The organism is Clostridium paraputrificum AGR2156 (genome assembly GCF_000424025.1).
Taxonomy (GTDB): domain Bacteria; phylum Bacillota; class Clostridia; order Clostridiales; family Clostridiaceae; genus Clostridium; species Clostridium paraputrificum.
Genome location: NZ_AUJC01000009.1, coordinates 113,684 through 140,039, shown reverse-complemented (window position 1 = coordinate 140,039; position 26,356 = coordinate 113,684). Strand labels below are relative to the sequence as shown.

20 protein-coding genes are annotated in these 26,356 nt (G+C 30.2%); 15 read left to right on the top strand and 5 right to left on the bottom strand.

The annotated features are described in order from the left end of the window. The first annotated feature begins 2 nt into the window (after positions 1-2). The 3 genes from G594_RS0110825 to G594_RS0110815 all read left to right on the top strand — a co-directional run bounded on the left by G594_RS0110825 (position 3) and on the right by G594_RS0110815 (position 2,908). Positions 3-809 carry a Cof-type HAD-IIB family hydrolase gene (locus G594_RS0110825; protein ID WP_027098603.1) on the top strand — a complete coding sequence of 269 codons (807 nt, stop codon included), beginning with the start codon at positions 3-5 and terminating at the stop codon, positions 807-809. A 57-nt stretch (positions 810-866) separates the two neighbouring features. Beyond that, the gene (locus G594_RS0110820; protein ID WP_034866468.1) at positions 867-1,388 is read left to right on the top strand and encodes a putative ABC transporter permease; all 522 of its coding nucleotides are present in this window, start codon (positions 867-869) and stop codon (positions 1,386-1,388) included. Between the two features lie 65 nt (positions 1,389-1,453). Further along, the gene (locus G594_RS0110815) at positions 1,454-2,908 is read left to right on the top strand and encodes a methyl-accepting chemotaxis protein (protein ID WP_027098601.1); all 1,455 of its coding nucleotides are present in this window, start codon (positions 1,454-1,456) and stop codon (positions 2,906-2,908) included. Between the two features lie 53 nt (positions 2,909-2,961). Here the strand turns inward: G594_RS0110815 and G594_RS0110810 are convergent, their stop codons facing one another. Continuing rightward, the gene (locus tag G594_RS0110810; RefSeq protein WP_027098600.1) at positions 2,962-3,690 is read right to left on the bottom strand and encodes a phosphatase; all 729 of its coding nucleotides are present in this window, start codon (positions 3,688-3,690) and stop codon (positions 2,962-2,964) included. 400 nt (positions 3,691-4,090) lie between these two features. On the opposite strand from G594_RS0110810, the gene G594_RS0110805 reads away from it, so the two are divergent. The 3 genes from G594_RS0110805 (at position 4,091) to G594_RS0110795 (ending at position 8,760) form a co-directional block, all read left to right on the top strand. Further along, positions 4,091-5,140, top strand: a complete 1,050-nt coding sequence (locus G594_RS0110805) for a carbamoyl phosphate synthase small subunit (protein WP_027098599.1) — start codon at positions 4,091-4,093, stop codon at positions 5,138-5,140. A 12-nt stretch (positions 5,141-5,152) separates the two neighbouring features. Then, positions 5,153-8,356, top strand: a complete 3,204-nt coding sequence (gene carB / locus G594_RS0110800; RefSeq protein WP_027098598.1) for a carbamoyl-phosphate synthase large subunit — start codon at positions 5,153-5,155, stop codon at positions 8,354-8,356. Positions 8,357-8,493: 137 nt separating this feature from the next. Further along, entirely contained in the window at positions 8,494-8,760 is a 267-nt protein-coding gene (locus tag G594_RS0110795; protein ID WP_034866464.1) for a hypothetical protein, read from the top strand. Positions 8,761-8,811: 51 nt separating this feature from the next. Here the strand turns inward: G594_RS0110795 and G594_RS0110790 are convergent, their stop codons facing one another. Together G594_RS0110790 and G594_RS0110785 are read right to left on the bottom strand one after the other, a co-directional pair. Beyond that, positions 8,812-9,921, bottom strand: coding sequence for an HD-GYP domain-containing protein (locus G594_RS0110790; RefSeq protein WP_027098596.1), 1,110 nt, complete (start codon positions 9,919-9,921; stop codon positions 8,812-8,814). Positions 9,922-10,040: 119 nt separating this feature from the next. Then, positions 10,041-11,942: a type I glutamate--ammonia ligase gene (locus G594_RS0110785; RefSeq protein ID WP_027098595.1), complete on the bottom strand. Its 1,902-nt coding sequence runs from the start codon at positions 11,940-11,942 to the stop codon at positions 10,041-10,043. Between the two features lie 244 nt (positions 11,943-12,186). On the opposite strand from G594_RS0110785, the gene murI reads away from it, so the two are divergent. The 6 genes from murI (at position 12,187) to G594_RS0110755 (ending at position 19,979) form a co-directional block, all read left to right on the top strand. Then, positions 12,187-12,960: a glutamate racemase gene (murI, locus tag G594_RS0110780; protein WP_027098594.1), complete on the top strand. Its 774-nt coding sequence runs from the start codon at positions 12,187-12,189 to the stop codon at positions 12,958-12,960. Between the two features lie 166 nt (positions 12,961-13,126). Then, positions 13,127-13,399, top strand: coding sequence for an STAS-like domain-containing protein (locus tag G594_RS0110775; RefSeq protein ID WP_027098593.1), 273 nt, complete (start codon positions 13,127-13,129; stop codon positions 13,397-13,399). Positions 13,400-13,598: 199 nt separating this feature from the next. Beyond that, positions 13,599-14,120, top strand: coding sequence for a peptidylprolyl isomerase (locus G594_RS0110770; RefSeq protein WP_027098592.1), 522 nt, complete (start codon positions 13,599-13,601; stop codon positions 14,118-14,120). Between the two features lie 21 nt (positions 14,121-14,141). Further along, positions 14,142-14,831, top strand: a complete 690-nt coding sequence (locus tag G594_RS0110765) for a helix-turn-helix domain-containing protein (RefSeq protein ID WP_027098591.1) — start codon at positions 14,142-14,144, stop codon at positions 14,829-14,831. A 102-nt stretch (positions 14,832-14,933) separates the two neighbouring features. Next, positions 14,934-18,539 (top strand): S8 family peptidase, encoded by a 3,606-nt coding sequence (locus tag G594_RS0110760; RefSeq protein WP_049178093.1) that lies wholly within the window; start codon positions 14,934-14,936, stop codon positions 18,537-18,539. Between the two features lie 63 nt (positions 18,540-18,602). Next, positions 18,603-19,979 carry a peptidoglycan-binding domain-containing protein gene (locus G594_RS0110755; protein WP_027098589.1) on the top strand — a complete coding sequence of 459 codons (1,377 nt, stop codon included), beginning with the start codon at positions 18,603-18,605 and terminating at the stop codon, positions 19,977-19,979. 167 nt (positions 19,980-20,146) lie between these two features. On the opposite strand, the gene G594_RS0110750 is transcribed toward G594_RS0110755, so the two are convergent. Then, positions 20,147-21,064 (bottom strand): radical SAM protein, encoded by a 918-nt coding sequence (locus tag G594_RS0110750; protein WP_027098588.1) that lies wholly within the window; start codon positions 21,062-21,064, stop codon positions 20,147-20,149. A gap of 64 nt (positions 21,065-21,128) precedes the next feature. Next, positions 21,129-22,190 (bottom strand): YkvI family membrane protein, encoded by a 1,062-nt coding sequence (locus G594_RS0110745; RefSeq protein ID WP_027098587.1) that lies wholly within the window; start codon positions 22,188-22,190, stop codon positions 21,129-21,131. 130 nt (positions 22,191-22,320) lie between these two features. Between G594_RS0110745 and G594_RS0110740 the strand changes: the two genes are divergently transcribed. The 3 genes from G594_RS0110740 to G594_RS0110730 all read left to right on the top strand — a co-directional run bounded on the left by G594_RS0110740 (position 22,321) and on the right by G594_RS0110730 (position 26,311). After that, the gene (locus tag G594_RS0110740; protein ID WP_120362683.1) at positions 22,321-23,394 is read left to right on the top strand and encodes a hypothetical protein; all 1,074 of its coding nucleotides are present in this window, start codon (positions 22,321-22,323) and stop codon (positions 23,392-23,394) included. Positions 23,395-23,631: 237 nt separating this feature from the next. Beyond that, positions 23,632-24,765: an ABC transporter ATP-binding protein gene (locus G594_RS0110735; RefSeq protein ID WP_027098585.1), complete on the top strand. Its 1,134-nt coding sequence runs from the start codon at positions 23,632-23,634 to the stop codon at positions 24,763-24,765. Further along, complete coding sequence (locus G594_RS0110730) at positions 24,758-26,311, top strand: ABC transporter permease/substrate-binding protein (protein ID WP_027098584.1); 1,554 nt, start codon at positions 24,758-24,760, stop codon at positions 26,309-26,311. Before G594_RS0110735 ends, G594_RS0110730 begins: the two co-directional genes overlap by 8 nt. Positions 26,312-26,356: the final 45 nt, after the last annotated feature.

The window sequence follows — 26,356 nt, the reverse complement described above, 5'->3', positions numbered from 1 at the left end:
TAGTGAGTAAAATTTTTGATGGATATGTATTAGTTTCAGATATGGATGGAACCTTAATTGGAAGTGATAAGATAATATCTAGTGATAATAGAGAAGCAATTGACTATTTTATTAATGAAGGTGGATTATTTACAATAGCCACAGGAAGAATGTTACCATCAGTATTAGAATATAGGGAAAGTTTAAATTTAAATTTACCAATTTTAATTCATAATGGTGGCAAGATATATGATGTTATAAAAGAAGAAATAATAAGTGAAGTATATATAGAGGAAAATAGAAAAGAAGCAATAAAAAGAGTTACTAATGACTATCCTAATTTAGGAATAGAAATATTTTCTGATGAAGTTGTATATGTATATCAAAGTTGTAGATTTACAGAAAGATATAATAGACACAATTATGAAATTGTTTATGATGTAGATGATAGTTTGTGGGAGAAAAATTGGATAAAGGTTCTGATAATAGGAGAAGAGAAAGAACTAAATATAATAGAAGAGATATACTGCAGTAAATATGATTCTGGATCAGCTTATAGAAGTGGGAAAAATTATTTTGATATAGTTGCAAATGGAGTATCTAAGGGACAAGCGTTAGAGTGTTTAATTGATAAATATAAGTTAGATAAAAATAAAGTTATTGCAGTTGGGGACAATATGAATGATTTAGAAATGCTTAAAGTAGCTAGATATGGATTTGTGGTAGAGAATGGAGAAGAAAGAGTAAAAGAAGAAGTTGATTTAATAGCAACTTCCTGTGATGATAATGCAATTAAGTTTGTAATAAATTATATAAAGAATAAAATATAAGTAATTTTTTAAGCCAATTCTGTTAATACTAATCAATAAAAGATGAGGAGTGTTATTATGAGTTGGCTTAGTTATATTTGTTTTATATTTGTTTTATATTCATTTTTAGGATGGGTATTAGAAGAGATATATTGTTTTATAGTTACAGGGCACTTTAAAGAGGATGGTTTCTTGAATGGGCCATTTAAACCAATGTATGGTTTTGCTATGGCAATAATAATATATATAAGTGAATTCACGATGCTTAGTAATACTTTGTTGTGGATTTTATTTTTTATAGTTCCTACAACAGTAGAGTATATTAGTGGATACCTGATGAAGAAAGTATTTAATAAGATGTATTGGGATTACAGTGATCACAAGTTTAATATAGATGGATTTGTATGTTTAAGATTTTCTTTGTATTGGATCTTTTTAACTGCTTTTGTAGTATATATATTACAGCCATTAGTTAGTATAATGTTTTATAATTACTTTGATTTAATATCAAATATAAGTCCTTTATTTATTGGATACATATTAATAGATTTTGTTATGACCACAAGTAGTCTAAATATTAATTATAAAGCTAAGGATTAGAGATTAAGAAATATTATTTCCACACGATAAGTAATGTAAAAGTTATTTGAGTTGAGGGGATAAATATGATAGTTAATAAAAATAAATTGGTTGAAGAGATTATAAACAATATATCTTTTTTAGAGGAGCCAAGAGAAGGTATAAAAATAAATAATGATAATTTAAAAAGAATAAAAAATATTTATTTAAGAATTAGTACTGGTAAAGAAGTATTTGAACAAATTGCAAAAATTGTTTTAGACTCTGTAATGCAAATGAGTAGCTTTGATTTATTACTTACTGATAAGGTAAATGAGATAGAAAATGTAAGCAACAGTATAGACGATTTAACAGGTAAGTTATCTGAGGCAAGTAGAGTTGTAATTGATTCATCAGAAGAAGTATCTGCATCACATGCATCTATGACAAATTCAATTAATAAAATGTCAGTTAATTCAGATAAGTTGCTAGAGGATATTAATAAAAGTGACAACGAATTATGCGAAATACAAGACTCATCAAAGAGAGCTATGGAAAGTTCAGTTAATATGAAGGAAGATATGAAAAAATTAATGGATGTATTATCAAACATAAAAAATGTAATAACATCTATTTATGATATATCTGAACAGACAAACTTATTAGCACTAAATGCATCAATAGAAGCTGCTAGAGCTGGTGAAGGTGGAAGAGGCTTCTCTGTAGTGGCAGAAGAAATAAGAAAGTTAGCAGATGAAACAAAACTATTAACATCTAATATGGGTGGGTTTGTTAAGGCTATTGGAGATGCGTCTACTAAGAGTGATAAAAGTATCGATAATACAGTGGAAGAACTTAAAAAGATAAATGATAGTATTGATAATATGGTTAATTCAGGAAAAAGGAATAGGAAAACTATACATAGTATGAGTGAAGAAATTAGTGTAATTGCAGCTAATAGCGAAGAAATTAGTTCTGCTTTTGAAGAAGTTAATGAAACAATAAGATTATGTGGAAATCACGTAGAGAAAATAAAAGGGAGTTCAGAAGTTTTAACTACTAGTAGAAGTGATTTAAGAAATATTATAAATCCACTTTCTAATATGGAGGAGAAGCTACATAATGCGGCAACCTTAATAGGAAAAGTTGTACAAGACCCTTATTATAGAGTAAATAATACATTATTTATAGAAACAGTTGAAAATGCTATTGTAGCTCATAAAAGTTGGTTACTTACTTTAAAAAGCATTATAGATAACAAGAAAGTAGTTCCATTACAAGTTAATGATCATAAGTGTGCATTTGGACACTTCTATTATTCTATATCTCCTATAAACAAAGAAGTATTAAATATTTGGGATGGCGTTGAGGATAAACATAAAAAGTTTCATAGTTGTGGTAAAAGTGTTATAAAAGCAATTAATGATGATGATTTTAAATTAGCGAATAGTATATATAGTGATGCACAGAAGTTGTCATTAGAATTAATAAAAGATTTTACTTTAATAATAGATAAAGTTAATAAGCTAGATAAAGAGAATATAAGTGTTTTTTCTAGTTAAATAAGAAAGAAGTAATATTTCACTCAGATTTGTGTGAAATATTACTTTTCTATTTATAAATCAGTTAATTTACCTTTATTTTTAAGATGAGCTATTAATTTGCTAGGATCATTCATTATTAATTCTTCTGGGAAGTTAATAGATTCTAACATTTCTATAGCTTTATCAAATTGACCAATACTAAATGAGATATGAGCATCAGATGTAACAATTATTTTTGCATTATGCTTTTTGCAAAGCTCAGCAATTTGTTTACAGTTTGATTCACTTCCTTTTCTTGAGTTTCCTAATAAAGATGAAGTGTTAATTTCTATCATTATATTTTTTTCTTTAACCTTTTTAACTATAGCTTCATAATCAAGCTTATATGCTGGATTGCCTAAGTGGCCTAAAATTTCTACCTTTTTATTATTAGCAATAGCATTAAATATAGCTTTTGTATTGTTTTCTAATGTATCAGGAGTAAATACAGGCTCATGAAAAGATGCAATCATATAGTCAAGGTATTGAGATTCACGTTCTGAAATATCTAAGTTACCTTCTATATCTAAGATATTAGCTTCACATCCTTTAAATAATATAACCCCATCAATTTCTCTAGGTACAACTCTAAGGTTTCCAAAATACCATTTATGAGGTGCACCAGGCATAGTTGGACCATGTTCAGAAGTACCTAATATTTTAATTCCGTTTTCAGAACAAAACTTTATGTTTTCCATTAAGGTTGTATAAGCATGGCCACTAACAATTGTATGAGTATGCAAATCCGATAGTAGTTTCATTAAAACTCCTCCTTTGTAATAAATAAAATATATAATTAGTATAGTTTAAATAGATTAATTAATCCAATCCAATCTATAATACCTAAATTTATTAAAAATGCTATTAAATAAACTTGACAGTAAATAGTGTATAAACTAGAATAATATAAAAGAACAAAAATGAATAAGAAAGATACACTTTAAATTGGTCCAGAGAGGCCAGAAAGGAGTCTGAAACTATGTTTAATGCTTTAGAAAATATTTGCATAGCTTTGTCTTTAAAGACATTTAAAAATTATAAATATAATAGGATAATGAGGAGACCAGAGTTTCTGTAAGTCTCTTTATTATCCTTTTCTTTTTATCTTAAATGTCGATAAAGTGTTATCTTAACTTCAACATAAAAAAGGGAGGGCTAAGCATGAAAGCAAAGCTTATTTTAGAAAATGGTATGGTATTTGAAGGTAAAGCCTTTGGTCACCTAAAAGATAGTGTTGGTGAAGTAGTATTTACAACTGGTATGACTGGATACCAAGAGGTTTTAACTGACCCTTCATATTATGGACAAATCGTAACAATGACATATCCTCTAATAGGAAACTATGGAATAAACCTTGAAGACATGGAATCTGATAGCCCAAAGGTTAGAGGGTTTATAGTAAGAGAAAAATGTAATTTACCAAATAACTTTAGATGTGAATTAGAACTAGAAGACTTTTTAAAACAAAATAAGATAGTTGGTCTTGAAGGGATAGATACAAGAGCTCTTACTAAGGTTCTAAGAAACAATGGTACAATGAGAGGAATAATTGCAATCGATGAATTAGATAAAAGCGATATAGATGAAAAAATTAAGTCTTTCTCAAATAAAGAAGCTGTAAAGACTGTAACAACAAAAAAGCCTTATACAGTTGAAGGTAAAGGAAAGCATGTAGCTGTAATTGATTTTGGTATAAAGCAAAATATATTAAGATGCTTTAAGAAGAGAGGATGCAAGTTGACAGTATTCCCAGCGGACACAAAGGCTGAAGATGTTTTAGCTATGAATCCAGATTTAGTATTCTTATCAAATGGTCCTGGAGATCCAGAAGATTTACCAGAAGTAATTGAGAATATAAAGAAGATAGTTGGAAAGAAGCCAATAGTAGGAATCTGCTTAGGTCATCAATTATTAGGTTTAACATTAGGTGGCCAAACAGCTAAGCTTAAGTTTGGTCATAGAGGATGTAATCACCCAGTTAAAGACTTAGAAACAAATAAGGTTACTATAACCTCGCAAAACCATGGATATGTGGTTAAAACTTTACCAGAAGATGTTGAAGCAACTCATATCAACATAAACGATGGAACTATAGAAGGAATGAAGCATAAGAAATTACCTATATTCTCAGTACAATTCCATCCAGAAGCTTCAGCAGGACCACAAGACAGTGAATATATATTTGATAAATTCATGGAATACGCACTATAGGAGGTTAGGAATATGCCGTTAAATAAAGATATTAAAAAAGTATTAGTTATAGGATCAGGGCCAATAGTTATAGGACAAGCAGCAGAGTTTGATTATTCAGGAACTCAAGCTTGCCAAGCTTTAAAAGAAGAAGGAATTGAGGTTGTATTAGTTAACTCTAATCCAGCTACAATTATGACAGATAGAGAAGTTGCAGATAAGGTTTATTTAGAACCATTAACTGTAGAATTTGTAGAAAAGGTTATTGCAAAGGAAAGACCAGATAGTTTACTTGCTGGTATGGGTGGTCAAACAGGACTTAACCTTGCAGTTGATTTACATGATGCAGGAATATTAGAAAAATATGATGTAAAAGTAATAGGTACTTCTATTGAATCTATCAAAGAAGGAGAAGATAGAGAGTTATTCAGAGATATGATGAATAGGATACAAGAGCCTGTTATTCAATCTGAAATAATTACTGAATTAGAAGCGGGAATTGAATATGCTGGTAAGATTGGATATCCAGTAATAGTTAGACCAGCTTATACACTAGGGGGAACTGGTGGGGGAATAGCTAATAATGAAGAAGAGTTAAGAGTTATTCTTGAATCAGGATTACAATTAAGTACAATAGGACAAGTTTTACTTGAAAAGTCAGTTAAGGGATGGAAAGAAGTAGAGTACGAAGTAATGAGGGACTCTTACGGAAACTGCATAACTGTATGTAACATGGAAAACATTGACCCAGTTGGTATCCATACAGGTGATAGTATAGTTGTAGCTCCTTCTCAAACATTATCAGATAAAGAGTATCAAATGTTAAGAACGGCATCTATAAACATTATAAATGCTGTAGGAATAGAAGGTGGATGTAACGTACAATTCGCTTTAAACCCTAACTCGTTTGAATATGCTGTAATAGAAATTAATCCTAGAGTTTCAAGATCTTCAGCTTTAGCATCAAAGGCTACTGGATATCCAATAGCAAAGCTTGCTGCTAAGATAGCTTTAGGATATGGATTAGATGAAATAAAGAATGCAGTTACTCAAAAAACTTATGCTTGCTTCGAACCAACATTAGACTATGTAGTATGTAAAATTCCAAAGTGGCCTTTTGATAAGTTCTACGGTGCAGATAGAGAACTTGGAACTAAGATGATGGCTACAGGTGAAGTAATGGCTATAGGTGCAAACTTAGAACAAGCATTACTTAAAGGAATAAGAAGCTTAGAAATAGGAAAATACTCATTAGATCACAAGAAGTTTAGAGAGTTCAGTATGCAAGAACTTAAGGAAAGAGTAATGTCTCCAGATGATGAAAGATTATTTGCATTAGCAGAAATGCTTAGAAGAGACTATAGAGTAGATAAAATCTGTAAAATTACAGGAATAGATAGATTCTTTGTAGAAAAGTTTAAGTGGATAGTTGAAGAAGAGCAAAGACTAAAGTTAAGTAAGATAGATGACTTAGACAAAGAATGGTTATTAAACTTAAAGAAAAAAGGATTCTCAGATAAGGCTATAGCAGATATGTTAAAGGTTTCTCCTGAAGATATTAATAGATTAAGAGATATATGGAATATAAAACCTGCATATAAGATGGTTGATACATGTGGTGGAGAATTTGAAGCATTATCACCTTATTACTACTCAACTTATGAACAGTATGATGAAGTAGAAGTATCGGATAAGAAAAAGGTAATGGTTATAGGCTCAGGTCCAATAAGAATAGGACAAGGCATTGAGTTTGACTATGCTTCAGTACACTGTGTATTGGCACTTAAGAAGCTAGGAATAGAGACAATAATAGTTAATAACAATCCAGAAACAGTAAGTACAGACTTCAATATTTCTGATAAGTTATACTTTGAACCATTAACAGAAGAAGATGTATTAAGCATAATAGAAAAAGAAAATCCAGATGGAGTTATACTTCAATTTGGTGGACAAACAGCTATTAAGCTTGCAAACTTCTTAAAGGAAAAGAATATACCAACATTAGGAACTACAGCAGATCAAATAGACATGGCTGAAGATAGAGAAAAGTTTGATGCTTTACTAGAAGATTTAGGAATTTCAAGACCAAAGGGTAAAGGAATCTGGTCAGTTGAAGAGGGGTTAAAAGAGGCTGAAAGATTAGGATTCCCTGTACTTGTTAGACCTTCATATGTAATTGGTGGTCAAGGTATGGAAATAACTCATGATGAAGAAGAATTAACATTCTACTTAATGCATGCTTTTGAAAAAGATTCAAAGAATCCAATACTAATAGATAAGTATCTAATGGGTAGAGAAATTGAAGTAGATGCGATTTCAGATGGAGAAGATGTTCTTATACCAGGTATAATGGAACACTTAGAAAGAGCTGGGGTTCATTCAGGGGATAGTGTAACTATGTATCCAACACAAAATGTTAGTGAAGATATTAAGGGTGCGATACTAGATTATACTAAGAAGTTGGCTTTAGCAATAGGAATAAAAGGCATGATAAACATTCAGTTTATCGAATTTGAAGGACAGTTATATGTAATAGAAGTTAATCCAAGGGCTTCAAGAACTGTACCTTACATAAGTAAGGTAAGTGGGGTTCCAATAGTAGATATAGCAACTAAGGTTATGCTAGGAAGTAAATTAAAGGACTTAGGGTATGGAGTAGATGTATATAAAGAACCAGAATTAATATCAGTTAAGGTTCCAGTATTCTCAACTCAAAAGCTACCAAATGTTGAAGTATCATTAGGACCTGAAATGAAATCTACAGGAGAGGTTTTAGGTGTAGGTAAAACAGTTAATGAAGCATTATATAAAGGATTTGTAGCAGCTGGAATGTTCCCTAAGAAGGGTGAAATATTAGCTACTATAAATAAGCATGATAAGGCTGAATTCTTACCAATGGCACTTAGATTATCTAAACTAGGCTATAAATTTATAGCTACAGAAGGAACTTGTAACTTACTTAAGGATGCAGGTATAGATGCTAAGAAAGTAAGAAGAATCTGCGAGGATTCACCTAATATACTAGATGTTATAAAGAATAAGGAAGTAGAATTAGTTGTAAATACTCCAACTAAGGTTAATGATTCAAAGAGAGATGGATTTGTAATGAGAAGAGCAGCTGTAGAGAGAAACATAGGGGTTATTACAGCCTTAGATACTCTAAGAGCTATAGTAGATGTTAAGGAAGAACATCTTGAAGATGATAAGGAATTAGAGGTTTACAACTTAGGAAGTTAATGTAATGAAAAAGAAGACTATATTACCATATGGTCTTCTTTTCTTATATTGGAATAAAAATATAAATACTTATTGACATACGAACAAAAGTTCTATAAAATTAAGTTAACAAACAAGTGTTCGTATGGAGGGTTATTATGAAGAATAATGATATATTTGTAAAACTAAATGTTAAAAGTATGGGAGAGGTTAGGAGTTTAATAATAGATAAAGATAATTTAAAAGAAAAGGACGGAAACAAATACATAATGTGTGCGGGTAAATATGATAGAAATGGATGGACAATCGTATTTAAGGCTAGAAATTATAAAGAAGCAGAATACATAATTGAGAATACACCTTTAAAGGCAAAGAAAGGTTGCAATGTTGAATTATTCGCAAAACCTCACCCAATATATTGTTAAATATAAACGCAATAAAAGCTATTTACATTAGACATGCTAAGGATAAATAGCTTAAATGTTATATTCTACATTATTAATTACTACTGATAATTCATTTATAAGATTAAGAAGCTTTCCTTCATTTTTTGAGTCTGAGCTTTTTACAATCTTAACAACAGGTCTTAGAGGATAGTTTAGTTGAGTTTCTTGCACAACAGCAATATCCCCAGTGCTTAACTTTACTATAGTTCCAAAAGGGAATGGAACTATTATTTTTGAAAATACCTGAACTATATTAAAATCAAATAACTTATTAACATTTGCCATTATATATTCTAAAGCATCACTTGCGCATAATGCACGTCTATAGCACCTATCAGAGGTAAGTGCATCATATACATCTGCAATTGATACAATTTTAGCTAATTTATTTATCGCATCACCTTTTAAAGCATTTGGATAACCTAATCCATCAATTCTTTCATGGTGTTGAAGAGCAATTACTTTAATACAAGATTTTATTGATGGACTTTTATTAATATAGTTATAACCTAATCTAGGATGCTCTTTAATTTTTAAAAACTCTTCATATGTTAATGGGCCTTCTTTAGTTATTAAATCTTTAGGAATAAACACTTTTCCTATATCATGCAACAATGCTCCTGTGCATAAATCTATAAGTTCAGACTTTGGTAGTTGTAAGCCAATTCCAAGAACTAAAGATATAACTGCAACGTTTACGCAATGTTGATATGTATACATATCCATACTTTTTATATCTACTAAGCTAACTAATAAGTTTTTATTATCCAATATATTGTTTAACAACTCTTCAGCAATATCATTAATAGAATTAAAATAGTCTTCTTGTTCCTTTATAATCTTATTTTTTTCTCTTGAATTAAGTGTTTTTAAATTAGATAGTTTTTCGATATTGTTAAAGGTATCTTTTATTATTGAAGTTGCTTTGTTTCTAAGTTCTGGCTTAATTATATCTTCAATTTCACTTTGACTATAGTTATCTTCTATATAAATTGAAAAGATATTTAGTTGTTTAATCTTTTTAATTAAACCTTCAGTGAGAAGTACTCCGCTTTTTAATAGAATTCTACCAGAGTTATCATATATAGTTTTACCTAAATAAGATCCTGTACGGACAGACTCTATTGGAACCAATCGCATGAAAACACCTCTCTTAACATATAAAATCAATAAAATTATATCATATTTTGTAGTAAAGTGCTATTAATTGGATAATTGAAAAATAAAAACTCAAGTTTTGTAACTTGAGTTTTTATAAACTATATATCTAATAAATTTTTCTTATATGAAGAATATAGGTTTCTAAGCTCTTCCATTTTGCTTTCTAGTTCTAGATAAAGTTTAGAGGCACTTGAGTAATCTTCATCAATAAATGCTGATTTTATTCTTGTAAATAAACTTTTACTTGTATAAGAATCTTTCATTATATAATGTCTTAATTCATTAATTTTCATCCAATTAGATACATCTAAATCCAAAGCTTTATCAAGAGAATGTAGTGGCTTGAAGTTTCTTATTTCATGAGTATATTTATTGATAATTCTATTGCCTATTTCAGTACACCATCTTTGAAGTGTAGCCATTTTAAAACTATTTATTAATTGGTCTGTAAGTACATCGTTTCTTTTTAAGACATTGATTTTTTCAGGATACTTATCTAATGCAGAAAGATTTTCATATATAGTAGCTGGTGCTGTTCCATACATTTTGTTTCTTTCTTCTTCGGTGAAGTCTTCAAATACATCATCCTCACTTCTATAAGATCTATTTTTTTCTAGGTAGTCTGAATCTTCACCATATTGTTTTGATAACTCTTTAAGAAGATCTTCCTCTGTTTTATTATTGTTCACAGCATACAGTATACCATCTAACATTGACATATATGAAACAGCCATTGCAATATATGCATTAGAATGAGGGTTTGGTGAACGCAATTCAAATCTAGTAGCAGCTGGATTGGATAAGTCCCTTATTAAACCTACAAGAACAGTTCTATTTCTTGATGGGTTAGTTGGATGTAATCCAAGGGAAGTTACTATACATATTGGAGCTTCAAATCCAGGCCTTAGTCTCTTTAAAGCGTTATTAGTTGATGATATAAATGGATTCATAACTTCATAGTTCTTTAATATACCCATTAATGCACCATATCCCATTACACTTAAAAAGTCTTCTTTAGTTGCATGGAATAAGTTGATTCTTTTTCCGTTCTTCAATTTTAAACTTACTCCTAGATGTATATGCATACCAGAACCTGCTACGCCATCAAGTGGCTTTGGCATAAATGTTACTTCAAGTCCATTTCTTCTAAATGTTTCTTGAGTTAATATTTTTACAAACAATTCATTGTCAGCAGCTTGAACTGCATCAGCGTATTTCCAGTCTACTTCAAGTTGCTCCATTATGTGATTGAATTGACCTGATGAATCAAGCTTAGCTCGTACTCCACCTACTTCCTTATGTCCCATTTCTGGCTCAAATCCATAAGCCTCCATAAGTAGTAAGGTTTCTTCTAAAGCTGTTCTTACAGAGCCTTTTGTTCTTGTCCAATAATGTTCATGTAATACTTCAGAAGTTGATAGTTCTTCTACTTCCGCATTATCATTAGGTGTTTTAACCCAGAATTCTAATTCTGTAGCAGATGTAATAACTACTTCATCTATATCTTCCTTAGTTATACCATAAGCTTTTATTATCTCGGGTTTTTTATTAAAGATATCAATAAGGTTTTCTTTAAATGTTTTTATAGCTGAACTAAGAATATGTCTTGAATCTACAGCTTTACCATCATGATATAAGAAACAAGGAATTCTTAAGGTACCTATTGGCTTATCAAGAGAAGTATCTATAAAGTCATAGTTATAGTCAACGAACCATTTACAATCTAAATCTGCAACCATATCTACTTTTGCATTATTAAGAGTAGCAATTCCAGGAAGAACAACAGAGGAACCATCAGTTTGCACTGCAACGCCATATAGAAATGAATCTAAGTCATCTAAGAATACTTTAACAGGTATTTTTTCATCAGTATCATTACCAGAAAGGTCAATACCTACAAATGAAACAAATTTTATTTCTGGGTGATTAATTAATATAGATTTTACATCTTCTTTGCTATGTTTATCCTTTGGGATGGTATAAATTAAGTTGTTAATCATAGTATAAATTCTGCCATAATAAATAAAAAATATGAAAATTAGGCGAGAACTTCTTCACATCCTTTCATATATAAGTCGAATAAAATTAATTATATAAATTATAACATTCGTATATGCTTACTTCAAGAAATTATTATGATATAAATAAATTATTCATATTAGTAAATAAATATAATGTATAGATTTATTCCATGTAAAGTAATAAAATAGTTATAGATAAATAAAGTAAATGGAGTGAGAAACTTTGGATAAGAAGAATATGCCTATTGGTTTTTTCGATTCAGGAGTAGGTGGATTAAGTGTCTTAAGAGAGGCTATAAAACTTATGCCAAATGAAGATTATATATATTTTGGAGATTCAAAAAATGCACCATATGGAGTAAGGACGACTGAAGAAGTGAAAGAACTTACATATAGAGCGGTAGATAAGTTATTTTCTAAGGGAGCTAAAGCTATAGTAATAGCATGTAACACAGCTACTAGTGCAGCTGTTGCAGCATTAAGGTTAGACTATCCTGATGTGCCTATAGTAGGTATAGAGCCAGCAGTAAAGCCGGCAGTAAAAATGAAAAGAAGTGGGCCTATAATTATAATGGCTACTCCTATGACTCTAAAAGAAAGAAAGTTTAATAATCTAATGAGTAAATATAAAAATGAAGCAGATATAATACCAATGCCTTGTGCAGGGCTTATGGAATTTATTGAAGCAGGTGATTTAGATAGTAATGAATTAAAGTTTTATCTAAAAGAGAAGTTTAATAAATATGAAAATAAAGATATTGCTGCTATAGTATTAGGGTGCACTCATTATCCATTTATAGCAGATAGAATACATGAAGTTATAGGGGGGGATGTTCCAGTAATTGATGGTGGATTAGGAACTTGTAAAGAATTGAGAAGAAGGTTAGAATTACATGATTTACTGACTGATTCAAGTAAGAAGGGGTCAGTGAGTATATATAATTCATTAGAAGGTAAAAAAATAATTCAATTAAGTAAAAATTTATTAGGAATATAAATCTAAAAGAAGCAGTTGTTAATAGTATTACAACTGTTTCTTTGCGTTATAAAATAAATATAGAAAAAAAGTTTGTTAAATAGTTGACAAATAAAATGGAAATTGCTATATTATATATAGAGAAGAAATTATCAGAAAATTAAAAAAATAAAGAGAGGTGCTATTTATGATAATTAATGTTAAAGAAGTATTAGGAGATAAAATAAATGTCGAAGATGCAATTGTTCTAAGGGATATAATAAAGAATAGTATAAATGAAGGAATTACTTTAGACTTTTCAGGAGTTGAAAATATACCATCAACATTTTTAACATGTTTGTTTGGCGATATAATTAATCAATCAGGAAGAGAGATGATTTTTAATAATATCAATGTTAAAAATTTATCAAATTATAATGATTACTCAAGAGTAGTATTGGGAACAGCTTTTATTAGCTAAAGCTTGAGTAGGAAGGAAAGATAATGAGTAGCTTAAATAAATTAAGGAATCACTATTTAGTATAGTATCTAAATAGTGATTTTTTCTGTTTTAATTTATTTATTATATTCAATGAATAAGATATAATTAAAACATGAATTATCAAGGAAAGGTATGATAATAATACTAAATATAATCAAAGAAAGGTAGGATAATTATTATGAAGAATCCAATTGTAACTATAACTATGGAAAATGGAGGAGTTATGAAGGCAGAACTTTATCCTGAAGTAGCTCCAAATACAGTAAAGAATTTTATAGATTTAATAAATAGAGGATTTTATGATGGCTTAATATTTCACAGAGTAATTCCAGGATTCATGATTCAAGGTGGATGCCCAGAAGGAAATGGTATGGGAGGACCTGGTTATGGAATAAAAGGAGAGTTTAACAGAAATGGATTTAAGAATGATTTAAAACATACTAAAGGTGTTTTATCAATGGCTAGAGCGATGCATCCAGATTCAGCAGGAAGCCAATTCTTTATAATGGTTGAAAATGCACCACACTTAGATGGACAATATGCTGCATTTGGTAAGGTTATAGAAGGTATAGAAGAAGCTGATAAAATTGTAATGACAAAGAGAGACTATAATGATAGACCTTATGAAGATCAAGTTATAAAAAGTATGACAGTTGATACATTTGGTGAAACTTATGGAGAACCTGAAATTATAGAATAAGCATTAGAAGGGAAGATAAAAGTGAGTAGAGTAGGGGAGAAGATCAAGGAAGCAAGAACAAAAGCTGGTCTTACTCAAAAGGCTTTAGGAAAAAAGTTAGGTGTATCTGATAAATTTATTAACGAAGTAGAAATGGGAAGAAGAGTTGCTCAAGAAGGATTCATAGAAAGAGCAGCAAAAATCCTTAATACAGATTTAAATGATATAAGTATGGTTGTAACAGATGAAGCATTAATGGAAGAAAGAAAGATAACAGAAGTTGCTAAAAAGGAGAAGAAGATTAATGCCAAAATACTTGGAGAAACTTCACCTGTGTGGACTGATGCTTTTTCATCTGTAATGAAAAAGGTAATAATATATGACTATAGCTTAAAAAAGGAGTTAGGAAGTAAAGAACTTCCTATATACTCAAATAAGGTAGAAGGATACCCTGCAGATAAAGTTTTATATATAAAAGTAGAAGATAATAGTATGTCTGGATTCAGAATGATGAAGGATGATATAGTATTTGGTCATTTAGTTAAAGAAGTGAGCAACAATGGAATGTTTCTTATAGAGTATGACAATAAAAGAGTTATAAGACAAATAAAGAGTTTAGGTGGGCAAAAGTTATTACTTATAGGTAATGATGGCTCAGCTAAGACAGAAACAATACAAGTGAAAGAAGCTAAAATTATAGCTAAGTTAGAAAGATTAGAAATACAACTTTAGCTTACTTAGATGATATATGTTGGTAACATATATCATCTTTTTTTATATATTGATAGTGGGATTTTATAAATAAAATTATCAGTAATTTTGTGGGGTTGATTTATTATAGAGAATATAAATAATGCAAGTAATTTACTTAAGAATGTGCCTTTAGAATTTTTAGCTAAATTAAATATAACACAAACATTAAATGAGAATCCTCAAGGAGAGGTTGAGGTGACCATTTTATACGGAGAACCATTTGAAGTGGTAAAAACAATAGTAGAGAATATAGGTGGTAGGATTGAAGATTTAGGATATGGGTATGCTATTGTAAATATACCAGCAACTAATGTTGTAAGTTTAGCACAAAATAATGCAATACAATATATAGAATTTCCTAAGAGTATGATTTTAACTGACCAGGGGAGTAATAGAGCAGCTTGCGTGGATAAGACTAGAAATACTTATTCCCTTAGTGGTGAAGGAATAATAATAGGTTTTATTGACTCCGGAATAGACTTTACTCATCCGGGATTTCTAAATGAAGACGGAACTACAAGAATAGAGTATATATATGATTTAACTCAAGACTCAAGTAAGGTTTATGATAAGGCAACTATAAATACTGCATTAAAGTCACAAGATCCATATTCAGTAGTACCTGTAGAAGATTTAACTGGTCACGGTACACATGTAGCTGGTATTGCCTGCGCTGGAGGAAAAATTGATAAAAGATATTATGGTGTTGCGCCCAAAAGTTCAATCATGATGGTGAAAACAGGTAGAGGGTATTTTTCTCTAAGTACAAGTATAATGAGAGGTTTGAAGTTTCTGACTGATAAAAGTAAAGAGTTGAATATGCCTTTGGTTGTTAATATGAGTTTAAGTACAAATGATGGAGCACATGATGGGAGTAGCTTATTAGAATTATATATAGCAACTATAGCTAACCATGAGAAAGTGACTATAATAGTTGCAGCAGGAAATGAAGGGGATGCAGCACATCATGTTGGTGGGATTCTAAAAAGAAGTAATGATATTAATTTTGAAGTTGATGCAGGTGAAATAGCAGTATTTTTAAATTTATATAAGTCTATATTACCAGCGGTGTCAATAGAGATTATAGCACCAACAGGAGTATCATCTGGAGAAATAGTAATAGAAGAAGGATATAAGGAAGGTGTAATTTCCGGAAATAGGTATAGGGTATTCACAACTGGACCTAAACCATTTGATATGACAGGAGAGATATCGGTTTCTTTATATACGGATGCTCAGTATATTATTGAAGGGGTATGGAAAATTGTTTTAAGAGTATTAAATGAATACAATGGAATATTTGATGTATGGCTACCTGTATCAGAGGGATTAAATATAAATACAAAGTTTCTACAACCTAGTATAGATAATACATTAGGTATACCCGCTACAGTAGATAGTGTAATTTCAGTAGGAAGTTATAATTATTTAACAAATAATATTTCTCCGTTTAGTGGCAGAGGAAGAGCTAACATGTATTTTGAAGCAAAACCAGAAATAGTTGCGCCAGGTGAAGGGATTACATCAACAATTCCTAATAGGTCATATGATACAAAGTCAGGAACTTCTATGGCAGCTCCCCACGTTTCAGGAATATGTGCATTAATAATGGAATGGGGAATTGTTAAAGGGAATGATCCTTATTTATTTGGGAACAGAGTAAAATACTTTTTGGTAACTGGAGCAAAGAGAGAAAGAAGAGATGTAGATTATCCAAATACAAGTTGGGGGTATGGGGAGGTTTGTGCATATAATAGTTTGCAACAGATATTGGATGTTTTAAATGTTATTAATGTAAGTAGTTTTAGGGAGAGTAAAATGAATAGGCAACAAGGAAGGTTTGATACTATAGAAGAATATTTGAATTCATATGCGAATTCAGATGAAATAGTTGGTACCTTGGTAGAGTTTGCAAATGAGGAACGTTTTAAAGAGCTTAATAATATGCCAAATACAGAAGTAACAACCATATCGGAAAGTTATGGAATAGTATATACCCCTACAAGTAACATTAAGAATATATATCCGTATATATTTGGAGTTGTAGATGATATAAATCCTCAAATTTTTACGTTAACTGATGAAACTCCAGCTGAGGCAAGTAATGCGTTAAATTATCATACTAATCCATACTTAAGTTTAAATGGAAAAGGCGTATTAATTGGAGTAATAGATACGGGAATAGATTATTTAAACACTGAATTTCAAAAAGAAGATGACACCACTAGAATAGTAAGGATATGGGATCAGACATTAGATAATATAGGGCAAGAGATAAATGGTTTAAAGATGGGTGTAGAGTATACAGAAGAACAAATAAATCAGGCTATAGCTCTTAAAAAGTCTGGAGGTGATCCATATAGTATAGTTGCTACTAAGGATACAAATGGTCATGGAACTATGGTAGCAGGACTTGCAGCAGCAAGAGGTAAAAATCCAGATTTAATAGGTATAGCTCCTAATTCGAGTATAGCAGTTGTTAAGTTAAAGGAAGCAGCTGATATAACACTTGTATCTGCTGGATTAACAACAGAAGGAAGTAATAGATATGGATATGTTAGTATATTGCTTGCATTAAGGTATCTAACTTCTATATCTAGTGAGTTAAATATGCCAACAGTTATGATAATTCCATTAGGAACAAATTATGGTGAACATAGTGGTAGAACTATAGTTAGTGGTGTTATTGATAGGATAGCTGGCACTTTGGGAAATGTCGTTGTTGTAGGAACTGGAAATGAAGGAGATACTGATACCCATACAGAAGGTAATATAAAAAGTTCTGGGAGTACAGAGGTAATTGAATTAAGGGTTGGAAAGAACCAAAATACATTGAATTTTGAAATATGGATAAGGCAACCTAATAGTGCATCAATATCCGTAACATCACCCTCAGGTGAAGTTATAGATAGAATATCTCCAAAGTCTGGAGGTAGAAGAAATATCAAGTTCTTATATGAAGGAACTATAATGTCTATAGATATAGATATGCCTAATGAGGCTACTGGTGATGAAAGAATAGTAATAAGGAGTATATATTTAAAAGAAGGCATATGGAAATTTACCTTATATGGAGAATATGTAGTTGATGGTATGTATTGGGCTTGGTTACCACAAAGAGTTTTATTAGATTCAGACACAAGATTTTTAAAGCCATCTCAGTATACTACTTTAATGTTACCTTCAACAGCTAATTCAGTAATATCTGTAGGTTATTATAACCAAAATAATAATGCTACAGTGGGAGCTTCAGGTAGAGGTTATACTACAGATGGAAGAATAAAGCCAGATGTTGTAGCAGGAGGAATTAATGCACCAATAGTAAGGCCAGGTGGAAGTGTAGGGGTAGCAAGTGGATCTTCAGTTGCTACAGCAATAGTTGGAGGAATATGTGCTTTAATATTGCAGTGGGCTGTAGTCGATAGAAATAAACCTGAAATATATGCTACACAGGTGAAGTCTTATATTATTAGGGGTACACGTATGAGAGGTGGAGATGTTTATCCAAATAGAGAATGGGGATATGGAATTATAGATATGACTGGAATATTGAATGCTATGAGAGGAAATTATGGCGAAAATGTTACTTCAAGGTCATATAGAGAAATATCTTATGGCAATGATATTGTTGATAATAGGTATGAAGAATTTAATATAGGAGGGCTATTTATAAGAAAACCATTATAGCTGTATCACAGATGATTAGTACTAAGCATAATATATGATGAAACAATTTTATAGGAGATATTAATGGCTGATATAGGTCAATTAAAAGTTCAATGCTTTAGAGGAGAAAGCGCAGTACCAATAGATAACTGTAGAGTAACTATAAATCCAACAACTAGTGACCAAGTCCAAAATATAAATGCTCTTGGTAACAAAACTACATCCCCTAACAATCCAAGTGCAAGTAATATCAATACAACATTACTTACAGATTCTTCAGGTTTAACTCAAGTAATAGATTTATCAGCACCACCACTAGATTATTCTCAAGAACCTACTAATAATGTACCTTATAGTCTTTATGATGTTTTGGTAGAAAGGGATGGGTTTAGTCCTGTATCAATAAGAGGGGTACAAGTGTTTCCGCAATCAACAGCCTTACAGAAAGTAAGTCTTCAAGAAAATGCAAATAGATCAAGTAGAGCAGAAATAATTATAATTCAACCCAATACATTAATTGGTAATTTCCCGGCAAAGATACCAGAATCTCCAGATAAACCTCTTCCACCACCTACAGGAGGAGTTGTATTACCAAAACCTGTAGTTCCAGAATTTATAACAGTTCATCAGGGAAGTCCTAATGATGCCTCTGCGCCTAATTATAGAGTTCCGTATAAAGATTATATAAAGAATGTAGCTTCATGTGAAATATACTCTACATGGCCAGAGAGTACAATAAGGGCAAATGTATTTTGTATTATATCATTTACATTAAATAGAATTTATACAGAATGGTATAGAGGAAAAGGGAAGAATTTTGATATAACAAGCTCTACAGCTTATGATCATGCATTTAATTATGGAAGAAATATTTATGATAGTATAAGTGCTATTGTTGATGAAATATTCTCCACTTATATTAGGAGATTTGGAAGAAAACAACCACTATTAACACAGTATTGTGATGGGAAGAATGTAACTTGTCCTCAATGGCTAAGTCAATGGGGTAGTAAGTATCTTGGGGATCAAGGTTATATACCTTATGATATATTAACTTATTATTATGGAAATGATATTGAACTAACAACAGCTGAACAGGTTAGTGGTAGTCCATCTTCATATCCAGGATTTGATTTAACAGTAGGTTCAAATGGGGAGTCTGTTAGACAGATACAAGAATTTTTAAATAGAATTGCACAAAATTATCCTTTAATTCCTAAGGTGGCAGTTGATGGTACTTATGGTGAAGCTACTGCAGAAGCAGTTAGAGTATTTCAAGGAATATTTAATTTACCTAAAACAGGAGTTGTGGATTATGCAACATGGTACAGGATATCTGACATTTATGTAGGCGTAACGAGAATAGCAGAATTAAGAAGTGAAAATATATTTTATCCACCTAACTCCAGAGAAATGATCAGGGGAGGTAATTCTGCACCTTTCTTTAATTATCCAAATTAATAGATATAAAAAAGAAACTCTTACTGTTATGTATGAGTTTCTTTTTCACTGTCTAGAAAATTATAAGATTTTAATTAGCTATAAATCAAGGGAATAGATATTTGTTTTTCTGTGACTTGGAGCTTGCGACGGAACAAGCAAAATAAATATCCATCCAACCTTTCTTATTATTTATCGGATAAGACCCCTTGAAAGTTAAAGTTAGGAACGTATTCAGTTGTATTTGAACCTTCATCTTGAATAAATCCATTAATTACTCCCAATTCACTAGCGTAATTAATTAGTGAATTGTAATGTTTTGGATTTAAAAATTTATTTATTTCTGGATATTTAGATGAGTTATGCATTGGTGTGTATTGATTCATTATGCTTATATAAACATCATCACCAAAAGTAGAATATATTTTATCTATAACTTTCTTAGAATCAAATAGTAAGCCAGGAAGCATTAAATGTCTTATAATAACTCCTTTAAGAATTCTACCTTTATCATCAAAGGATGGCTTACCAGTTTGCCTAACCATTTCTTTTAATATGGGAATTATTTCAGATGAATAATCTTTTGCCTTTGAATATTTTATAGAATATTTATCATCAAAATACTTAAAATCTGGAAGATAAACATCTATATATCCATCTAATAACTTGATAGTTTCTAATGTATCATAACCATTAGTATTATAAAGGATAGGTAGTTTTAATCCTTTATATTTAGCTATTTCTATGGCTTCTATTATTTGTGGTACATAGTGGGTAGGCGTAACAAGATTTATATTATTTGCGCCTTTATTTTGAAGTTCTAAGAAAATATCACTAAGTCTATTTATGGTTATTTCAGCACCCTTATATTCTTGACTTATTTCATGGTTCTGACAAAATACACATTTTAAATTACAATGTGAAAAAAATACTGTACCTGAACCATTTTCACAAGATATAGGTGGTTCTTCCCAAAGGTGTAATTCTGCTCTAGCTACAATTAGATTATCATTAGCAGTGCATATACCTAGTTCACCATTTAGTCTATTAACACCACAATGCCTTCGGCATAAATCACATTTTTTTAATAGGTAATCATACTTCATTTAATATCACCTCATAATTTATACTTATTAAATTATAAGACTGATATTAAATACTATCAACTATCTAGTTAGTCATTTCTTTTCTATGTTTAAAATAAAAAATAATACATTGTGTTATGAACATTAAGCTTAAGCATCCAAACATTGGATAAAGAGTAGATATTAAGGCTCCAAATCCAATTTGAGATATTGGTAATGCTATGGCTAAAACTATAACTATACCTAAGTTGAACTTAATTTTAAATGTTTGTTCTAATGTTTTTCCTATAGAGTATACGTCCGAAACTTCTGTTGAGAACATTTCTAATAAAATAATCATTGATAATATAGCTTGTACGATTGGACCAAAGCGTTGAGCTATGAATAATAGTGGTATTTCATACTCGTATATATATGGTTGATTTATTAAAAGCAATGAGTTTATTGCAAGGGATAAGAAAGTTAGTCCTAATGCACCTAATACTATACCTATAATCATAGTTTTTGACTTTTTCATTTTTGTACTAAGAGGAACAAGAACACCTGAACTACATAATATGTTATAGCCTGAATATAGTAATGTAGATATAAAAACACCACTTTTTTTTGCTGGAGCATGAATAATATTATCAATTGTCATTACATCATTACCAAATGCAATATACAAAGTAGTTATTAGGGAAATTGTTAGTATTAAGCCAGGAACTATAAAACTATTTACTTCAATTAATCCCTCAGTTCCTCTAAGTAAAAAGAATAAGGATATACAAAGCATGATTAAAGTTCCTATAATTTTTGGAATACCAAAAAATTGATGTATTAAGGCTCCGCTTCCAGCTAGTATAATTGATGCGCTTGAAATAAAGTATAGCGTAGTAATAATTCCAGTAAGCTTTCCAAAGATATTAGGGCTAATTACTTGCATTACTTCGCTATATGAATTTAATTTATATAAAAGGCTTATTTTTGATATTATAATTCCCATTACTATATACAAAGCTCCACATATAAAAATTCCAATAAAACTTTTGGGCCCAAAGGAAGTGAAAAAGTTAGAGATTTCCTTTCCAGAGGCAAGTCCAGCACCTACGATTGTTCCAATGAATACAACAGCTACTTGAAATATTTTAAGCAATTCTTTTTTCAATTAAAAACCTCCTTTCAAACTTGTTCCTATACTTAATATATAATGTGGAATATTCAAATATTCTTTAGTAAATGTATAAGGGAATTTTTCTTAGGAAAACTAAGAAGGTATAATGAAGGGAGTAATTATTATGAAAAGAATCGTTTCATGTTTTTTATCTAGTGTTTTAATGTTTTCTTTTATAGGATGCTTTGGGAAAAATTTTGATGTAAATTCAGATGTTTTCAATATTAAGAAGGCTGGGGAAATAGCAAGTAATTATATGGAGAATGTAACTAGGGGAAATTTTGATGAAAGCAATAAGATAAGTACAGAAGTAATAAAAGATAATGAAGAAATAAGAAAAATACAAAATGACAATATAAATGGATATAAATTAGATAAGCTTTCAGAAGGAGCAGATCATGCATACTTCACTTATATTGTGGTTAAAGAAGAAAAAGATGAAAGCAGAATTGATTTAGATACAGTTGTAATAAAGGTTGTAAAGAAAGATAAAGAATATTTAGTAGATGAAATTAAATCAACAAATGAAAAACAGGTATATAAAGTTGGAAGTACTTTAAGACTAAGGGATTATGAAATAGGAAAGAGCCAGTTGTTATTAAGAATGAAGGATTTACCAAGGGAGGTATATCCTAATAGAGATAATGTGGTAGTAGATAAAGAGAGTGTTCCAGAAGAATCATTTAATAAGATGGGAATAGGCTTTTTGGGAAATAAAGTTGCATTTACAACTACAAATGGCTTAAGAACATTTATAGGTCTAGCCATTGTTGAGGATACTAAGCCTACAGCTGGAAATAATCAAGGTGGAGGAGACGCACCATCCCCAAGTGGTGGAAATGTTGATGAAGCAATTCAAGATGCCTTAGAGATGCCAATATTAAATAAGCTAGTACCTTATGATGTAGTAGATGGATCTATAGTGGAAAAGTTACTTTTTTCAAATGATGATGGAGAACTAATAGTTCAAATTAAAGAAGAGGGTAAAGGAAGTGGAATTAGAGTATATAAAAATCCAACAGGAGAATTATTAAAATTGAACTTAAATGAATATTTTCCTGTAGAAAAGTATTCATCAGATGTAGTAAGAATTGATGATAATGGTGTTTTTATTACAGTAAAAGCTATAGGAGATGATAAAGAGAATGAGGGTACATATAAAATAGATGTGGAAGATTTAAAGGTATTTAAAGAATAGAAAATAGAAAGTTAATCAATATATTGGTTAACTTTCTTATTTTTTTAGCAAATAAGAGTTAATTAAAAGATTACTTAGGAATACATAGAAGTTTAAGCTCTAATTACAGCAGATCATGTTAAAGTTAATCAAAATGGAAGATTAATGGATATATAAAGGTTTATAAAAAATAGAAAGTATAATATAATTATACTAACAACTTATAATTAAAAATAAGTTGTTAGAAGGAGGGGGAATATGATAGAGTTTAAAGGTATAACTAAACAGATAGGTGATAAGGTTATATTAAATGATATAAATCTTCATATTAAAGATGGTGACTTAGTGGTGTTAATTGGACCAAGTGGCTGTGGTAAAACAACAACATTAAAGATGATTAATAAGTTAATAAAACCTACAGAAGGATCTATATTCATAAATGGAAATTTAATTGCAAGGGAAGATACTATTCAGTTAAGAAGGCAAATAGGATATGTAATTCAAAATGTAGGATTATTCCCACACATGACAATAAAAGAAAATATAGAATTAATACCTAAGTTAAAAAAGGAACCATTAGAAAAAATAAATAAGAAGACTATTGAATTATTAAATATGGTTGGACTTAATTCAGATGAGTATATGAATAAGTACCCTGCTGAACTGAGTGGTGGTCAGCAACAAAGAGTTGGTGTTGCAAGAGCATTTGCTACTGATGCTAACATAATATTAATGGACGAGCCTTTTAGTGCGTTAGATCCAATTACACGTAGTTCTTTGCAAGATGAACTACTTACTCTTCATCAAGAATTAAAGAAAACAATAATATTCGTAACTCATGATATGGATGAAGCTATAAAGATAGCAGATAAAATATGTATTATGAATGGAGGAAAAATACAACAGTATGATACTCCTGAAAATATATTAAGAAGACCAGCAAATGAATTTATTAAAGAATTTATAGGAAGTAAGAAAATTTGGGATACACCTGAATTTATAAAGACAAAGGATATTATGATACAAGATCCTATTAAGGTAAAGCCTTTTAGAACTATAGTTCAATCTATTGAGATGATGAAATCAAATAAGGTTGATAGTTTACTTGTAGTAAATAAAGAAAATCAACTTATAGGTCTTGTTACATTAAAACAAGTAAGAAGAGATATACCATTAGATACAAAGGTTGAAGATGTAATGGAAAAAGAGTTGTTATATGTAAAAGATGATGACAACCTAGTAGATGTATTAACAGTAATGAATGAAAATGCTGTAGGGTATTTACCTGTAGTTAATAAGAATAAGATATTAGTTGGGTTGGTTACTAAAAGTAGTTTGATTTCTGTTTTAAGTCAGCAATACTTAGAAGAGGAGGTGGAAACTAATGAGTAACTTTTTTAGTTTCATTTTAGAAAGGAAAGAGCAAATATTATCACTATTAGTAGAGCATACGTTTTTAACTATGTTAGCAATTGCTTTAGCTATATTAATAGGAATTCCTTTAGGTATACTTATTACAAATATTAAGCCTCTAAGAAAACCTATATTAGGATTAATCAATACATTGCAAGCAGTGCCATCTATGGCTTTATTAGGATTACTTATTCCATTACTTGGAATAGGAACTGTTCCTGCTATAACTACTGTTGTTTTATACTCTCTTTTGCCAATAGTAAAGAATACTTTTACTGCACTGACTAATATAGATGAAAATATGTTAGAAGCAGCAAGAGGAATGGGATTAACAAAAAGACAAACATTAATTAAGATAAAGATACCAGTATCTTTGCCATTAATTATGTCTGGAGTAAGAATATCTGCGGTGACATCAGTGGGATTAATGACCTTAGCTGCTTTTATAGGGGCTGGAGGTCTAGGGTATCTGGTATTTACAGGTGTACAAACAGTAAATAACAATATGATTTTAGCAGGAGCTATACCAGCTTGTATTTTAGCCTTAATTATAGATTTTATATTTGGAAAGATTGAAGTTGCAGTAACTCCTGTTGGACTTTTATCTAATGGGAAGAAAAATAATAATAAGATCCTTAAGGTAATTGGAGTTATACTAGCTATTTTATTAGTGTTTACAGGTATATCTAATATATTTAAGGAAAAAAAAGGTGACACAATTGTAGTAGGATCAAAAAATTATTCAGAACAATTAATTTTAGCAAATATGGTGGCAGATTTAATAGAAGAAAAAACTGACCTTAATGTAGAAAGAAAATTAAATTTAGGAGGAAGCTCTGTTGTGTCATCAGCTATACAAAAAGGAGAGATTGATATGTATGTTGACTATACAGGGTCTTTACTACTAAATATATTAGGAGAACCATTAATAAGAGATAAAGATGAAATTTATAATAGAAGTAAAGAGTTAATGGAGGAGCGATATAGTTTAACATTATTAAATCCACTTGGTTTTAATAATACTTATACAATAGCAACAACTAAAGAAATTGCAGAGAAATATAATGTAAAAAAAGTATCTGATTTAGCTAAGTATAATGAGGAATTTGTAATCAGCCCTACAATGGAGTTTGTTAATAGAGATGATGGATTAAATGAATTAAGTAAATTATATGGATTGAAGTTTAAAAGTATAAAGGCTATGGATGGAAGTCTTAGATATTCAGCTTTAAAAAGTGGTGATTGTCAATTTATTGATGCATTCTCTACAGAGGGATTATTAAAGGCCTTTGATTTACAAGTTTTAGAGGATGATAAAGAATTCTTTCCTCCATATAATGCAGTTCCTGTTATTAGAATGGATACCTTAGAAAAATATCCTGAGCTAAAAGAAGTCTTAGCTGTATTAGATGGAAAAATAGATGAAGAAGCTATGATCGATTTAAATTATAAAGTTGATAAATTAAGCAAATCTCCTGAAGAGGTGGCTAGAGAATTTTTAGTATCAGAAGGTTTAATAGAATAATATATAAATAGCATCAAGTGTATTGATGCTATATTTTTTTGGAAA